A 14462-nucleotide genomic window follows, 5' to 3' on the forward strand; every position below is an offset into this window, starting at 1 on the left:
CTGACATGCCGTCAGGAACACTGCTGCGCAGGAAAGGTGGTGGAGGAGATGTGTGGAAGGGAACGGTGGCAGATGCGGGAGGCGCGGGTCCAGGGGTGGATTCGGCCGAGGTGGGGCGAGAGGCGTGGGAGCAGCCGGGAGAGGGGTGCGGGAGGGCGTCGAGGGAGGGTTGCGGGAGTGGCTCCTCGCTCCCGCACCGGCACCTGCGCGCCGCGTCTCGCGCCCCCGTCAGGCGAGGGGATCGACCGGGCGGAGGCCGGTGTCCTGAAGGGCCTCCTCCCGAACCTTGGCCCGGGCCCCGGAGCGTACGCCGAGGCGGCGGCCCAGCACCTTGGCGATCTTCTCGGCGTCCAGCGCCATCTCGCGGAACATCCCGCTGATGGGATTGCCGAAGCCGGTGAAGTACAGGCCCGGAGCGTGCCGCAGGGTGCGCGCGCCGTGCGCACGGGGCCGGCCGCGCTCGTCGAGCACGTCCAGGTGTCCGACCAGGCCCTCCAGGGCGCGCCGGTAGCCGGTGGCGGCGATCACCGCGTCCGGGGTGATCCGCGAGCCGTCGGCGAGCACCACCTCCCCGCCGTCGAACGAGTCCACCGCGGCGACCGGCTCGACCCGGCCGGTGCGGACGGCGTCGATCAGGCCGACGTCCTGCACCGGGATCGCCCCCTGCTTGACCCTGCTGTACAGGCCGGTGGTGGGGCGGGGGAGCCCGTGCGCCGACAGGTCCGGGACGGACGCCCTGGCGATGAGTGCGCTGATCCGGTCCACGATCGGCGCGGGCAGTCGCCGCACCAGGATCCCGCTGCGCTGGGCGGGCCAGCCGGCGGTGGAGCGGCGCACGATGTGCGGTGCGGTCCGCACGGCGAGCCGCACCCGCGCGGCGCCGCCCTCGGCGAGGTCGACGGCTATCTCGGCGCCGGTGTTGCCGACGCCGACCACGAGGACGTCCAGGCCGGTGTACGGCTCCGCGTTCCGGTAGTCGCGGGCGTGCAGCAGCCGGCCGCCGTACGAGTCCCGGCCCGGCCAGTCGGGCAGCGCGGGCGTGTGGTTGAACCCGGTGGCGACGACCACGGCGCGGCCGGTCAGCACGCGCCCGCCGCTGGCGTGCAGGAGCCACGCGTCGGCCTCGGGGTCGTGCTCGGCCTTGGACCCGGCCCCGGCCTTGCGCTTGCCCTTCCCCTTGCGGCCGGTGCCCGTGCCGGTGCCGGCTTCCGGCCCGCTGTCGGCGGGGTGCGGGGCGCGTTCGATGCGGGTCACCTCCACGCCGGTGACGAGCTCCAGCTCGTGGAACTCGGCGTACTTCTCCAGGTAGCGCACCACGTCGTCGCGGGCCACCCACCGGCCGAACCGGCGGGGCATGGCGAGGCCAGGCAGGGCCGAGAGCCGGCGGGTGGTGTGCAGGTGGAGGCGGTCGTAGTGGCCGCGCCAGGAGGAGCCGACCGTGTCGGTCTTCTCGACGACCACCGCGCGGATCCCGCGGGCGCGCAGCGCGGCGGCCGCGGCGAGGCCACCGGGCCCGGCACCGATCACGTACACGGGTCGGGGCTGGGTGGTCATGTCTGGGGCGGTGGGGTCTCCGGGCATGAGGAGTGAGCGTATCGACACACAGCGTTGTTGGGTCTCGGAGAAGGAGGGAAATCGATTGCGGATCGGTCACGGCGGGTGCGGGGTGCGGCCCCGCTGCGGGCGTCGTGCGGACGCGGGGCCTTGCGGGATCGACCCGGATCCGCTCAACTGACGTACCGTCAGATCGTGCGGAGAGGGAAGGCGGGGACTGCCGATGCGGACCGTCTGGCTCAGTGGGGCCGAGTGGCTCGCCGTGCTCCGAATAGGCCTCGGCCTGTGGTGGCTGGAGAGCTGGCGGCACAAGGACAAGAAGGGCTGGTTCGAACGCGGCACCGGCATCGCCTGGGCCGCCGACGTCGCGGGCAAACACCGCTGGCCCTTCGTGAAGGGCGGCTTCGAGAAGGTCGTCCGGCCCAGGCCGCGGCTGATGGCGTACGTCGTCGTCTACGCGGAACTCGCACTCGGCCTGGGGCTGGTGCTCGGGTTCCTCACGCCGATCGCGCTGGTCGGCGGGCTTCTGCTGAACCTGCTCTACCTGCTGCTGATGATCCACGACTGGGCCGAGCAGGGGCAGAACGCGATGATGATGCTCGTCTCCCTCGTCGCGCTCCTCGCCATGGGCTGGCAGGTCTGGTCCCTCGACTCGGCGCTGGGACTGTTCCTGTGAGCGCGGGCGCGGGCGCGGCCGCGGGCTCGGGCTCGGGCTCGGGTGGGGGTGGGGTGCGGTTCGACCTGCCGGACGTGGACGATTTCACCCGCCCCTACTGGGAAGCGGCCGCCGAAGGGCGACTCCTGCTGCGCCGCTGCACGCGGTGCGGGCGGGCGCACCACTACCCGCGGGAGTTCTGCCCGTTCTGCTGGGCGGGGGAGGAGCAGGTCGTCTGGGAGCGGGCCGGCGGAAGCGCCACCCTCTACACGTGGTCCGTCGTCCACCGCAACGACCTGCCGCCCTTCGGGCAGCGCGTCCCGTACACGGCCGCGGTCGTCGACCTGGCCGAAGGGCCGCGGATGATGACGGAGGTGGTGGACTGCGACGCGGCGGACCTCCGCATCGGGATGCCGCTGGAGGTGGCGTTCCGCGAGGCGGCGGAGGGCGTGTGGGTGGCGGTGTTCCGGCCGCGGTGAACCGGGGTCAGGGCCAGAGCAGCTCGCGGACCCATGCGGAGGCCTCCGGGGTGCGGCGGTAGCGCAGGCGGACGTGCCGGCGGGCGGCGTCGCCCTGGAAGAACTCGACCTCGGCCGGGGCGAGGACGTACCGCGTCCAGGTCGGGGCGGGAGCGTCCGGTTCCGCACCGGCCCGCTCCCAGGCGGCGGCCGAGGCTTCCGCCAGCTCCCGTACGGAGCCGAGCACCTCGCTCTGCCGGCCGGTGAGCGCCGCGGCGAGCGCGCCCCGCGAGCGGACCGCCAGGTCCGCCCGGCTCTCCTGCGGGCCGCACGCGGTGACCGGCCCCCGGACGCGGACCTGGCGGCCCACCGCGGGCCAGTAGAACGCCAGCGCCGCATCCGGCTGCCCGGCCAGCTGGCGGCCCTTGGCGCTGGTGGCGTGCGAGGCGAAGTGCCAGCCGCGGGAGTCGGCGTCGTGCAGCATCAGGATCCGCACGTCGGGCCGCCCCCCGGCGTCCACGGTGGCCAGGCTCATCGTGTGCGGCTCGACCTGCCCCGCCCGGGCGGCGTGCACGAACCACTCCCGGAACAGCGGCACCGGCGCGTCGGGCGCGGCTCCGGGGTCGAAGCCGGGGAGCTCGGTGTCCCAGACGCGCAGGGAGTGCAGGGTGCGGTGGAACTCGTCCGTCTCAGGGGGCATGGGGCCAGGGTAGGGGGGGCGCGAGGTCCCCGGGGGTGGTGGGCGGGGCGGTTCCCGTTCCCGCCCGGCCCGTCGCCCCCGTCCCCTCGCCCGGCCCGTCGCCCCCGTCCCCTCGCCCCTATCCCTCACCCCCGACCCAATATCACCGTCCCCGAGGAGCAGAACCAGCCTCCCGTGCCCGATGCCAGGGCCACCTCCGGGAGGGTGCCGTCGCGGCGGGTTGCCTGGGCCGGGCCGGCTTCGCCGCGGAGTTGGCGGACCGCCTCGACCAGCAGGAACAGGCCGCGCATGCCGGGGTGGCAGGCCGAGAGGCCGCCGCCGTCGGTGTTGACGGGCAGTTCGCCCTCCCGCAGCAGGCGGCCCTTCTCGACGAAGGCTCCGCCTTCCCCCTTCGCGCAGAATCCGAGGTCCTCCAGGGTCACCAGGGTCATGTACGTGAAGGCGTCGTACAGCTCGGCGACGTCCACGTCCGCCGGGGTGAGCCCCGCCCGCCGGAAGGCCAGGCGGCCCGAGACGGCGGCCGGGGACACCGTGAAGTCGTCCCATTCCGACATGGTGGTGTGGGAGACGGCGGTGCCCGTTCCCAGGATCCAGACGGGCCGTTTGGCGGTGTCCGGTACGTACTCCTCGGCCGCCAGCAGGACGGCGCAGCCGCCGTCGGAGCGGATGCAGCAGTGCAGCTTCGTGAAGGGGTCGGCGATCATCTCGCCGGACAGGACCTCGTCGACGGTGATCGGGTCGCGGAACATCGCGTCCGGGTTGGCGGCGGCGTTCGCGCGGGCCTGTACGGCGACCGAGGCGAGCTGTTCGAGGGTGGTCCCGTACTGGTGCATGTGGCGGCGGGCGGCCATCGCGTACTTGGCGACGAGCGTGTGCCCGTACGGGACCTCGAACTGCAGCGGCCCGCGCGCGCCGAAGGAGAGGTTCGAGGTGCGGCGCCGGGCCTTGATGTCCGCCCGGGCGGTGGATCCGTAGACCAGCAGGACGGCGCGCGCGTGGCCGGCGGCGATGGCGTCGGCCGCGTGCGCCGCCATGACCTCCCAGGTGGAGCCGCCGACCGAGGTGGAGTCGACCCAGGAGGGGCGCAGTCCGAGGTACTCGGCCACCTCGACCGGGGCGAGGGTGCCGAGGCCGGCCGAGGCGAAGCCGTCGATGACGGAGCGGTCGAGGCCGGAGTCGGCCAGGGCGCGCCGGGCGGCCTGTGCGTGGAGGGCGTACGGGGTGGGGCCGTCGACGCGGCCGCAGTCCGAGAGGGCGACGCCGACGACCGCGACCTTGCGGCGCGCTGCGTCGGGGGTGGGGGCGGGGCCGCTCAAGGGCCCGGGCGGAGGTCCGGGGAGGGGTCCAGGCATGGGAGGACCGTACATCTGACTGCCCGTCAGTTCCAGGGTGCGCCCGGGGCCGGCTCCCCGTTTCCCGCGTCGTTGCACCCCTGGGCATCTGTGGCCGCCCGCCCTAATATGACGCGCCGTCAGATACGGGGAGGAGCCCGATGATGGATGCCGCCTTCACCGCGGAGCAGGACGGCATGCGCCGCACCCTGCGCGAGATCCTGGCCAAACGCTGCGGCCCCGACGAGGTCAGGACCGCCGTCCGCACCCCCGACGGGTACGACCACGAGCTGTGGGGGCAACTGGCGCAGCAGCTCGGCCTGCCCGGCATCGCGGTGCCCGAGGAGTACGGGGGCGTGGGCTGCGCCCCCGGCGACCTGGCGCTGGCCTGCGAGGAGACCGGACGGGCCCTGCTGCCCTCGCCGCTGTTCGCCACCGCCGCGCTGGCCGTACCGCTGATCACAGCCCTCGGCAGCGCCGCCCAGCGCTCCGCGCTGCTGCCCCGGCTCGCCTCCGGCGGGCTCACCGCCGCCCTCGCGGTACCCGGCCCGGCCCTGTCCACGGCCCTCGGGCTGACCGCCGACAACGCCCCCGGCGACTGGGCCGGCGGGGGCCGGGCCGGCGGGGTGCAGGCCCGCCGGGCCGAGGAGGGCGGCTGGCGGCTGTACGGGGAGGCCGTCCAGGTGCTCGACGGGCACAGCGCCGGCCTGCTGCTGGTCCCCGCGCACACGGGCGGCTTCGCCCGGAGCCGGACCCTGCTGTTCCTCGTACGGGGGGACGCGGCCGGGCTCGTCCGGCTGCGGCAGACCGCCCTGGACGAGACCCGGCCGCAGGCGCGCGTCCAACTGCGTCACGTGGAGGCCGACTTGCTGGGCGGCGGAACCGGTGGCGCCGATGCCGACACCCGTGCCGCCGACACCCGTGCCGCCGACACGTACGGCGCCGCCGCCGACGGCGGCCGCGTGCTCCGCGCCCTCGCCGCCACCGGCCGTACCGCCGCCGCCGTGCTCGCCGCCGAGGCGGCCGGGGCAGCCGGCCGGGCGCTGGACCGGACGGTGGAGTACGTGCGCACCCGGGAGCAGTTCGGCCGGCCCGTCGGCTCGTTCCAGGCGGTCAAGCACCGGCTCGCCGACCTGTACGTACAGGTTCAGGCGGCCCGCTCGGCCGCGTACTACGCCGCCTGGGACCCGGAGCAGGGCGGCCTCGCCCTGGCCCAGGCGCTGGAGGCCCTGCGGCTCACGGCCGGCGAGGCGATCCAGCTGCACGGCGGCATCGGCTTCACCTGGGAGCACGACGCCCACCTGTACTTCAAGCGGGCCGCGGCCGACGAGCTGCTCTTCGGGCCGGCCCACCGGCTGCGCGCACACGCGGCCCACCAGGCAGGACTGTTCTCCCCCGGGGCGCCCGCACCCGCACCCGCACCACTCGCACCAGCCGCGGCACCCGCCCCCGCCACCCCCCTCCACCCGAGCGAGAAGGCGGCCGTCTGATGGCCCTCGGCGTCAAGCTCATCCAGAAGCTCTCTTCGACGAGGCTGTTCGCGAGGATCGCACCGCACGTCATCCCCGCCCTGGACAGGACCGTGCACCGGCTCACCCGCGGCAGGGTCATCCCCAGCGCCCGCATGCTCCCCGGGGTGATCCTCACCGCCAGGGGAGCCAGGACCGGGCAGCCGCGCAGCACGCCCCTCGCGTGCATGCCGGAGGAGTCCGGCGCCGGGTGGATCCTGATCGGCTCCAACTTCGGCCGCCCCGGACACCCGGCGTGGACCGCGAACCTGCTCGAGCACCCCGACGCCGAGGTGAGTTGGAAGGGGCAGGACATCGCCGTACGGGCCCGGCTGCTGCAGGGCGCGGAGCGCGCCGCGGCGTGGCAGGCCGTGCTGGGGTTCTGGCCGCCGTACGCGACGTACCAGGCACGCATCGAGCGCGAGATCCGGCTGTTCCGCCTGGAACGACGTTGATCGAGGCGGACCCCGACCGTGACGGACCCCGGTGGTGGCAGGTGGTCCGGAGGTCCGCCGCTACCTGGTCGGCTTCTTGCCGGTCATGCCCAGGTGTACGAGGAGCGCCAGGTTCGGCTTGAGCTCGGCCTGCTTGACGCCCCAGGTCTGGAAGCCCTTCTGGTGCGAGGCGACCGCGGCCAGCATCGCGACCAGCGAACCCGCCATCGCCGCCGGGCTGAGTTCCTTGTCGACCTTGCCCTTCGCCTGGAGCTCCTTGATCGACTCCGTAAGGGAGTTGGTGACGGAGTTCAGGATCTTCATACGGATCTTGTAGAAGCGCTTGTCGCCCTCGGCCGCGCCGAGGTCGACGACGCGCAGGATCGCGTCGTTGCGCCGCCAGAAGTCCAGGAAGCCCTCGACGAGCTCCTCGGCCGCCTGCCAGCCGGCCTTGCCCACCCAGCTGCGCCCCTCGACGAGCGAGGTCAACTGCGCACCCTCGGTGGCCATTTGCTCGGCGATCTCCAGGACGGCGCCCTCGACGTCCGGGAAGTACTGGTAGAAGGTCGCGGGGGAGGTTCCGGCCTTGCGGGCGACGTCGATGACCTTGACGTCGCGGTACGGCGAGGAGCTGAGCATCTCGCCGAGGCAGTCGAGCAGCTTCTGCCGCGTCGCCTGACCGCGTCGGCCGGCAACGCGGCCGTCGACGGTGCGTACTTGTCCTGTCATGCCGTCAGCTTACCGAGGGGTGATGTGGGCGCGATTCGGCCGCCTGCAAATGGGGTTACGTGCTACCCGGCCTGGGCAATGGGCGCTCCCGGTGGTTCCGGCGGGCGGTTTCCGGCCTGGTTCCGACTGCGGGCACGGTCCGGTCCGGCCGCCCGAGGGGGTGGTCGCTTTCTTCCAGTATCCCCCGATTAGTCTTATCAACAGGCTGTGGACAAGTCTTCGGGCAGATCATGGCCGAAACGGACATCGCCGGGAGCTGCGCAGGCGCGTACGGAGGGTACACACCCCCGCACAACGGAAGGAAACGGGCCATGGCCGCATTCGCGGAAGGCACACCCTGCTGGGTGGACGCCTCGCTCCCGGACGTCGAGGCGGGCAAGCGCTTCTACGGCGAGCTCTTCGGATGGACCTTCAGCGAGAGCGCCGGTGCCGCGTACGGCGGCTACACCCAGGCCTACAGCCGCGGCCGCAACGTCGCCGCCCTCGCCCCGAAGCCCGACGGCCGCATGCCCACCGTCTGGGGGATCTACCTCGCCACCAAGGACGCCTACGCCTGCGCCGCCCGCATCCGCGCCTCCGGCGGCCAGATGGTGATGGACCCGCAGCCCGTCGGCCCGTACGGCACCGCGGCCCTGGCCGCCGACCCCGGCGGGGCCGTCTTCGGCCTGTGGCAGCCCGGCACCCACCACGGCTTCGAGGCCCACCAGGAGCCGTACACCTACTGCTGGGCGGAGCTCTACACGCGGGCCCGCGACGCGGTCGACGTCTTCTACGCCAACGTCTTCGGCTTCGTCCCCGAGGACCAGGACGACGACGGCTCCGGCGTCGAGTACCGGCTGTGGTCCCCGCCCGGCAGCGCCCCCGGGGCCGAGACGGCCGTCCTGGGGCGCAGCCTGATCACCGACGCCTTCCCGGAGATCATGCCGGCGCACTTCCTCGCGTACTTCGCCGTCCCGGACTGCGACCGGTCCGTCGAGACGGTCAAGCGGCTCGGCGGGCGTGTCACCGCCGACCCCTTCGACACGGCCTACGGGCGGATCGCGGTCGTCGCGGACAACCAGGGCGCGGTCTTCGCCCTCCTCTCGGAGTCCCCCGGGCAGCAGGCCGGACCGCACGGACCGGCCTGAAGCAAGCACCCCTCGCGGACCGCCCGGCCCGGCACGGACCGGCCCGGGACGCCCCCCGCGGACCGCCCGGGACGCCCTCCCCGGGCCGCCGGAAGCGACGCGTCCGGGCGCGGCCCCGACTGTGACGACACGCCCTGGGCGCGGGCCTGACAGAATCGGGGTTGCGCGACTCCGGGCGGCGCCCGGAATGCAACGCTGCACGGAGGCCGACCACCGTGCCGGCGCGCGTGTAGGTGGAAACGGGCCAGGCCAAGGCCCGTACGGGGAGGTGTGAGGCGAGTGGTGGAGCAGCTGACGCAGCACGACCCGAGACGGATCGGCCCCTTCGAGGTGCTGGGCCGTCTCGGCGCCGGCGGCATGGGGCTGGTCTATCTCGCACGGTCGGCGTCCGGGCGCCGGGTGGCGATCAAGACTGTGCGGACCGAGCTCGCCGAGGACCAGCTGTTCCGGGTGCGCTTCACCCGCGAGGTGGAGGCGGCCCGCGCCGTGTCCGGCTTCTACACCGCGGCCGTCGTCGACGCCGATCCGCGGGCCGCCGTGCCGTGGCTGGCGACCGCGTACGTCCCGGCGCCCTCCCTGGAGGAGATCGTCAACGAGTGCGGGCCGATGCCCGTCCAGGCCGTACGGTGGCTCGCGGCCGGCATCGCCGAGGCGCTCCAGTCCATCCACGGGGCCGGCCTGGTCCACCGCGACCTGAAGCCGTCGAACGTGCTCGTCGTCGAGGACGGCCCGCGCGTGATCGACTTCGGTATCGCGAGCGGCGTCTCCAACACCCGCCTGACCATGACGAACGTCGCCGTCGGCACCCCCGCCTACATGTCGCCCGAGCAGGCGAAGGACTCGCGGAGCGTCAAGGGCGCCAGCGACGTCTTCTCGCTCGGCTCCACCCTCGTGTTCGCCGCGACCGGGCACCCGCCCTACCACGGCGCGAACCCGGTGGAGACGGTGTTCATGCTGCTGCGCGAGGAGCCCAACCTCGACGGGCTGCCCGAGGAGCTGCGCCCCCTCATCGAGTCCTGCATGCAGATGGAGGCCGCCCAGCGGCCCACCCCGGCCGACCTCCAGGCCCAGCTCGCCCCCCACCTCTTCGACGGCGGCGACGACAGCGGCACCGCGTCCGCCTGGCTGCCCGGGCGGGCCGTCGCGATGATCGAGACCCGGCGGGCCGGCCAGCGCACGGTGGCCGCACCGGTCCCGGCGCCCGGCCGCGGCCCCGGCCCGGCCCCCGGCCCGGACGTCCAGGGGCGACCCGCCGACGTGCCCACGAACCGCCACGCGCCCCGCGGCCTCGCCGAGCCCGGCGTCGACCCGCGGACCGGCCAGGCCATCCCGCAGCGCCCCCAGCACCCGCCCCGGCCGACGTCGGCGCCCTCCTCGGCGCCCGGCGCCGTACCCGCGCCCTCCGGCGAGCCGGTGCGCCTCGGCGGCTCCCCCGTACCGATCGGCCCCGGCCCGCGCGCCACCGCGTCGGCGCCCGCCGCCCACGCCGGAGCCGCCGACTCCGCCACCGGCTGGGTCCGCCCGCCCGGCGGCACCCCGGCCCCGACCGGCGCGGGCCCCGCCTCCGCGGTCACCTCGGCCGCGGGCGCGCCGTCCGGGACGAACCCCGGCCCGGCCGCCGACAGCGGCCGCTGGCGCCCCTGGCGGTTCCGCATGTCCAACGAGGTCTGGGGCACCCCGACCGTCGCCGGCGACCTGCTCTACGTCACCTCCTTCGAGGTGCACGCCCTGGACGTGGCCACCGGCCGCCGCCAGTTCAAGACCCGCGACGTCGCCTGGTCCATGGCCGTCTCCGACGGCCGCATCCACGCCTCCGACGGCCCCTCCCTGTACGCCCTCGACGCCTCCGACGGCTCCGAGCGGTGGCGGCTGTCCACCGAGGCCTGGGTGTACGGCCTGCGCGCCGACCGCGGCACCGTCGTCACCGCCACCCGCGGCGGCGGCGTACAGGCCTGGGAGGCGTCCAGCGGCCAGAAGCTGTGGGAGCTGGCCGGGGCGCAGAGCGACTTCGAGACCCCCGAGGCGGCCCCCGTCCTGCACGAGGGAACGGTGTACGTGTGGCAGGACGCGCGGCTGCGCGCCCTGGACGCCCGCAGCGGCCTGGAGACCTGGTCGTACCCGGTCGGCGACGCGGCCTCCTGCGGCAACGTGCCCGTACGCGTCACCCCGGCCCCCGACGGCAACACCTACGTCACCGCCGGCACCCGCGTGCTGTCCGTGGACCGGGCGTCGGGCCGGGTCCGCTGGCACTTCGAGGCCCCCGCCGTGTTCCTGGCCCCGCCCGCGTTCGCGCCGGGCGCGGCCGTCACCGGTGGCGGCGTCTACCTCGTGGACTACCTGGGCACCGTGTACGCGCTGGACGCGATCACCGGCAAGGACCGCTGGCGCATCGCCACCGAGGCCCGCTCGTCCTCGGACCCGGTGCTGATCGCGGCCGGCAGCATCCACCTCGGTGCGGGCAGCGCCCTGTACACGCTGGACGCGGTCACCGGCACCCCGAAGTGGCGGTTCGCGGCCGGCGGCGAGATCACCGGCTCGCCGGCGGTCGCCGACGGCCGGGTCCACTTCGGCTCGGCCGACCACTGCCTGTACACCCTCGACGCGGCCGGCGGGCAGCTCCGCTGGAAGCTGGCCACGGGCGGCGAGATCGCCGGGGCGCCGGTCGCGGAGGGTGGCGTGGTGTACGCGTGCAGCAAGGACCGCTGCGTGTACGCGCTCGACGCGGCCAAGGGAACGGGGACGCGCACGGGCGGGTGAGCGGCGCGCCGACCCGGGGCCGGTGACCTGCGGCGCGACCGGCGGGTGACCGGCTCGGACGGGGGTGCGGGGCCGTTCCGCGGCCCCGCCGGGTCGCGTACGGCACCGGGAGTGACAGGATGGACCCCATGAGCAACGTTTACTTCGACATCAACATCAACGGCGAGGCCGCCGGCCGGATCGTCTTCCGCCTCTTCGACGAGGTCGTCCCGAAGACCACCAAGAACTTCCGCGAGCTGGCCACCGGCGTGCACGGCTTCGGTTACGCGGGCTCGCCGTTCCACCGCGTCATCCCGCAGTTCATGCTGCAGGGCGGTGACTTCACCAACCAGAACGGCACCGGCGGCAAGAGCATCTACGGCGAGAAGTTCGCCGACGAGAACTTCGACCTGAAGCACGACCGCCCGTACCTGCTGTCGATGGCGAACGCCGGCCGCAACACCAACGGTTCGCAGTTCTTCATCACCACCGTCGTCACCCCGTGGCTGGACGGCAAGCACGTCGTCTTCGGCGAGGTCGTCGAGGGCACCGAGATCGTCGACGCGATCGAGAAGCTGGGCTCGCCGTCCGGCACCACTCGCGCCAAGATCGAGGTCGCGGCTTCGGGCGTCGTCGAGGCCTGATCCCTTCCGTTTCCCGGGCGCGCCCGGTACGGCCGGAGGCCCTGCCCCCTACGGGGGGCGGGGCCTCCGCCGCGTCGTGCCCGTCGGAGCCGGCCGGTCAGAGCCGGCCGAACACCACTCCGCGCCAGGTCCAGCCCGCGCCGAGGACCACCTTCTGCAGCGGCGCCTTCAGGTCCGACGTGGCGAAGCGGAACGTCTCCGCGACCTCGGTGCGGCCGTCCTTGCCGCGCCCGATGGTCCACTGCTTCGACACCGTCGTCACCTGGCCCCGGGAGTACTCGCCCGACGTCGCCAGCCGCGGCGTGCCGCCGACCCACGAGACCTCCCACTGCCGGTCGGCGGTCCGCACCTCGTGCCCGTCCGGGTCGATCCGCATCCGGATCTGCACCTGCCGCTCCAGTTGGTGGCGGAGGAAGAAGCCGTGCCAGGCGGGCTCCCGCACCCGCCACTCCGCCACCAGGTCGGCGTCCTCCGCGGGCAGGGCGTTGCGCACGGTGTAGGGCGCGTCCGGCCCGCCCAGCGCGAGCAGCGCGGCCCGGACCTCCGCGGCCGGCTCGGGCGGGATACCGCCGTCGGGGCGGCGCGTACCGGTCAGCCTGTCCTTGAATCCCATGGCTACGCCCCCGCCCCGGCGTCCGGCCCGGGGGCCCCGGCGTCCGGCCCGGGATCCGTGCCGGCGGCCCCGGTGTCCGGCTCGACCGAGCGCAGGAATTCCTGGAAGTCCGGCCGCACGGCGTCCTCCTGGGCCGCGGTGACGGTCAGGATGAGCCGGATCACCACGCGCTTGTGCGGGTCGGTCACGTCCTGCATGGACAGGTAGACCTGGGACTGGACGAGCTCGCGCGGCACGCCGCCCACGACGGTGGTGAACGTCAGCCGTTGGGCGAGGCCGGGCGCGTCCGCGGAGCCGAGCTCGCGGCGGGCGGCGACCTCCACGGCTCCGGCGGCGGCCCGGCGGAGCCGTTCCACCGACCCCTCGGCCATGTCGGCGAGGGTCTCCTCCTCGTCGGTCCAGAAGTCGCCGTCGATGGTGATGTTGGCGGTGAATCCGGCGTCCGGTTCCGGGTGCAGGGCGACGAACGCCACGCCCGGGGCGCCGACCTCGTCCGGAGGGGCGGGCCGCCAGCCCTCCGGCAGGGCGAACGCGATCGGAATCGGCAGTGTCGTGGGCATGTTGTCTCAGGCCCTCCTTCCTCGTGCTGAGAAGTGCATCAGTCGAACAGTCCGACGACGCCGTCCTTGATGTCGCCGGCCGTGTCGCCCACCCAGTCGGCGGCGTCACCGGCGGACTTGCTCAACTTGTCCGTGTCGATGGTGAACTCGCCGCCCACCGAGCCGCCGATGCCGAGGGCGACCCCCACCTTGCCACCGACATGCCATTTGCCGTCGTCGCCCTTGCCGAAGGTCGCCTTGGCCTCCGCGCCCGCGCCGGCCCAGCCCTCGGCCGTGGCGCCGGCGCCGATGCCGGCGACCTCGCCGCCCGTCGCGACGCCGGCCTTGGCGCCGGCGAAGGCCTTGGCGCCGGCGCTGACGCCGTCCCACCGTGCCGAGCCGCTGAGCGCGGCCTCGCCGCCTGCGAACCCGTCGAAGCGGGCGTAGCCGGCGCCCCAGTGGCTGTACTCGGCGCGTCCCTCGACCAGGGCCCGGATGCCCGCCGAGGTCTCGGCCTTGCCCACGAGGCCGTCGTGCGTCATGCCGTAGTTCGCGCTGGCCCTGGCTCCCAGGGTGATGTCGTCGACGCCGGAGAGGGTGAGGTCCCCGTTCTGGTACTTGCCCTCCGCGGTCATCTTGAAGAGGTCGGCGTACGCCTTGGCCGAGCCCTCCTTGCCGTACTTCTGGCCGCTGGCCGAAACTCCCACGTCGGGGCCGCTGAACTTGATGCCGCCTTCGGACTTCGGCCCGTTCTTGGCGGCCTCCGCCTCCTTGGCGGCCCGTTCCTGTGCGGCCTTCTCGTCCTTCAGGGCCTGGTCCAGGTCGCCCGTCGCGCCGGCGTTGAAGCCGGCGAGGGACATGTCGGCGCCCTTGCCGAGGGCGTCCTTGTTGCTGTCGGTGACGGCGGTCTCGAGGACGGCCTTGATGTTCTGGTCGAGCTCGGCGACGGCCTTCACCCGGTCGTCGATGTGCTTCTGCCACTTGCCGACGGCCTCGCCGATGGCCTTCTGGCCGTCGGGGTCGTGGTGGTAGGCGCTGCGCTCGCCCGGGGTGAGCTTCGACCAGTCGAAGGCGACGTACCCCTGCTCGGAGACGGTCATGCCGGCGGCTATCGCGTCGTCGCGGGCGCTTTCGAGCTTCTTCTTCAGGTCGGTGAACTTCTCCTGGGCGTCCCGCAGCAGGCCCGCGATCGCCTTCGCCTGCACCTGCGCGGCCGCGTACTCGTAGCGGGTCGCGGCGAAGCCCTTCGAGGCGCTCTCGGCGCTGTAGCCGGCCCAGCCGTTCGTCGTGGTGATCTTCTGGACGGTTTCGCCGTAGCGGGTCTCGACCTTCCCCAGCTCGCCCGCCATCGACTCCCACTTGCCGGCGGCCGTGCCGAGCAGCCCGAAGTTCGTGCCCATGACCTCGTGGTAGTTCAGTGCCACAGCTCAGCTC

Annotated in this window: 14 protein-coding genes; 7 read left to right on the forward strand and 7 right to left on the reverse strand. The window is 74.0% G+C overall.

Going from position 1 to position 14462, the window contains the following annotated elements; genetic code table 11:
* Positions 1-228 precede the first annotated feature (228 nt).
* Positions 229-1554 (reverse strand): flavin-containing monooxygenase, encoded by a 1326-nt coding sequence (locus ACZ4VL_RS29305; RefSeq protein WP_468205719.1) that lies wholly within the window; start codon positions 1552-1554, stop codon positions 229-231.
* A gap of 223 nt (positions 1555-1777) precedes the next feature.
* On the opposite strand from ACZ4VL_RS29305, the gene ACZ4VL_RS29310 reads away from it, so the two are divergent.
* Both ACZ4VL_RS29310 and ACZ4VL_RS29315 read left to right on the forward strand, forming a co-directional pair.
* Positions 1778-2230 (forward strand): DoxX family membrane protein, encoded by a 453-nt coding sequence (locus tag ACZ4VL_RS29310; protein ID WP_468205722.1) that lies wholly within the window; start codon positions 1778-1780, stop codon positions 2228-2230.
* Positions 2231-2283: 53 nt separating this feature from the next.
* Positions 2284-2688: a Zn-ribbon domain-containing OB-fold protein gene (locus ACZ4VL_RS29315; protein ID WP_468205725.1), complete on the forward strand. Its 405-nt coding sequence runs from the start codon at positions 2284-2286 to the stop codon at positions 2686-2688.
* Between the two features lie 7 nt (positions 2689-2695).
* On the opposite strand, the gene ACZ4VL_RS29320 is transcribed toward ACZ4VL_RS29315, so the two are convergent.
* Together ACZ4VL_RS29320 and ACZ4VL_RS29325 are read right to left on the reverse strand one after the other, a co-directional pair.
* Complete coding sequence (locus tag ACZ4VL_RS29320; RefSeq protein ID WP_468205727.1) at positions 2696-3367, reverse strand: pyridoxine/pyridoxamine 5'-phosphate oxidase; 672 nt, start codon at positions 3365-3367, stop codon at positions 2696-2698.
* Positions 3368-3492: 125 nt separating this feature from the next.
* Positions 3493-4719, reverse strand: coding sequence for a thiolase C-terminal domain-containing protein (locus ACZ4VL_RS29325; RefSeq protein ID WP_468205730.1), 1227 nt, complete (start codon positions 4717-4719; stop codon positions 3493-3495).
* Positions 4720-4862: 143 nt separating this feature from the next.
* On the opposite strand from ACZ4VL_RS29325, the gene ACZ4VL_RS29330 reads away from it, so the two are divergent.
* Positions 4863-6188 (forward strand): acyl-CoA dehydrogenase family protein, encoded by a 1326-nt coding sequence (locus ACZ4VL_RS29330; protein ID WP_468205804.1) that lies wholly within the window; start codon positions 4863-4865, stop codon positions 6186-6188.
* The gene (locus ACZ4VL_RS29335; protein WP_468205733.1) at positions 6188-6661 is read left to right on the forward strand and encodes a nitroreductase family deazaflavin-dependent oxidoreductase; all 474 of its coding nucleotides are present in this window, start codon (positions 6188-6190) and stop codon (positions 6659-6661) included. The genes ACZ4VL_RS29330 and ACZ4VL_RS29335 overlap by 1 nt, the downstream gene beginning before the upstream one ends.
* A 60-nt stretch (positions 6662-6721) precedes the next feature.
* Here the strand turns inward: ACZ4VL_RS29335 and ACZ4VL_RS29340 are convergent, their stop codons facing one another.
* The gene (locus tag ACZ4VL_RS29340; protein ID WP_179176458.1) at positions 6722-7369 is read right to left on the reverse strand and encodes a TetR family transcriptional regulator; all 648 of its coding nucleotides are present in this window, start codon (positions 7367-7369) and stop codon (positions 6722-6724) included.
* 311 nt (positions 7370-7680) lie between these two features.
* Between ACZ4VL_RS29340 and ACZ4VL_RS29345 the strand changes: the two genes are divergently transcribed.
* From ACZ4VL_RS29345 to ACZ4VL_RS29355, 3 genes are all read left to right on the forward strand, one after another.
* The gene (locus tag ACZ4VL_RS29345) at positions 7681-8496 is read left to right on the forward strand and encodes a VOC family protein (RefSeq protein ID WP_468205736.1); all 816 of its coding nucleotides are present in this window, start codon (positions 7681-7683) and stop codon (positions 8494-8496) included.
* Between the two features lie 282 nt (positions 8497-8778).
* Positions 8779-11253, forward strand: coding sequence for a protein serine/threonine kinase AfsK (afsK, locus tag ACZ4VL_RS29350; RefSeq protein ID WP_468205807.1), 2475 nt, complete (start codon positions 8779-8781; stop codon positions 11251-11253).
* A gap of 128 nt (positions 11254-11381) precedes the next feature.
* Positions 11382-11876, forward strand: coding sequence for a peptidylprolyl isomerase (locus ACZ4VL_RS29355; protein WP_468205739.1), 495 nt, complete (start codon positions 11382-11384; stop codon positions 11874-11876).
* A 97-nt stretch (positions 11877-11973) separates the two neighbouring features.
* Here the strand turns inward: ACZ4VL_RS29355 and ACZ4VL_RS29360 are convergent, their stop codons facing one another.
* The 3 genes from ACZ4VL_RS29360 to ACZ4VL_RS29370 are packed head-to-tail and all read right to left on the reverse strand — an operon-like array spanning position 11974 to position 14452.
* Positions 11974-12489: a hypothetical protein gene (locus ACZ4VL_RS29360; RefSeq protein WP_468205741.1), complete on the reverse strand. Its 516-nt coding sequence runs from the start codon at positions 12487-12489 to the stop codon at positions 11974-11976.
* 2 nt (positions 12490-12491) lie between these two features.
* The gene (locus ACZ4VL_RS29365) at positions 12492-13049 is read right to left on the reverse strand and encodes a hypothetical protein (protein WP_468205744.1); all 558 of its coding nucleotides are present in this window, start codon (positions 13047-13049) and stop codon (positions 12492-12494) included.
* Positions 13050-13087: 38 nt separating this feature from the next.
* On the reverse strand, positions 13088-14452 hold the full coding sequence (locus ACZ4VL_RS29370; RefSeq protein ID WP_468205747.1) for a hypothetical protein: 1365 nt from the start codon (positions 14450-14452) through the stop codon (positions 13088-13090).
* Positions 14453-14462 lie beyond the last annotated feature (10 nt).

This window comes from Streptomyces sp. NPDC029014, assembly GCF_055564695.1.

Bases quoted from the DNA above. Each gene is read 5' to 3' on its own strand.
- ACZ4VL_RS29335 (WP_468205733.1), top strand. From the start codon at position 6,188: ATGGCCCTCGGCGTCAAGCTCATCCAGAAGCTCTCTTCGACGAGGCTG.
- ACZ4VL_RS29360 (WP_468205741.1), bottom strand. From the start codon at position 12,489: ATGGGATTCAAGGACAGGCTGACCGGTACGCGCCGCCCCGACGGCGGT.
- ACZ4VL_RS29345 (WP_468205736.1), top strand. From the start codon at position 7,681: ATGGCCGCATTCGCGGAAGGCACACCCTGCTGGGTGGACGCCTCGCTC.
- ACZ4VL_RS29340 (WP_179176458.1), bottom strand. From the start codon at position 7,369: ATGACAGGACAAGTACGCACCGTCGACGGCCGCGTTGCCGGCCGACGC.
- ACZ4VL_RS29320 (WP_468205727.1), bottom strand. From the start codon at position 3,367: ATGCCCCCTGAGACGGACGAGTTCCACCGCACCCTGCACTCCCTGCGC.
- ACZ4VL_RS29305 (WP_468205719.1), bottom strand. From the start codon at position 1,554: ATGACCACCCAGCCCCGACCCGTGTACGTGATCGGTGCCGGGCCCGGT.
- ACZ4VL_RS29310 (WP_468205722.1), top strand. From the start codon at position 1,778: ATGCGGACCGTCTGGCTCAGTGGGGCCGAGTGGCTCGCCGTGCTCCGA.
- ACZ4VL_RS29365 (WP_468205744.1), bottom strand. From the start codon at position 13,049: ATGCCCACGACACTGCCGATTCCGATCGCGTTCGCCCTGCCGGAGGGC.
- ACZ4VL_RS29355 (WP_468205739.1), top strand. From the start codon at position 11,382: ATGAGCAACGTTTACTTCGACATCAACATCAACGGCGAGGCCGCCGGC.
- ACZ4VL_RS29325 (WP_468205730.1), bottom strand. From the start codon at position 4,719: ATGCCTGGACCCCTCCCCGGACCTCCGCCCGGGCCCTTGAGCGGCCCC.
- ACZ4VL_RS29330 (WP_468205804.1), top strand. From the start codon at position 4,863: ATGGATGCCGCCTTCACCGCGGAGCAGGACGGCATGCGCCGCACCCTG.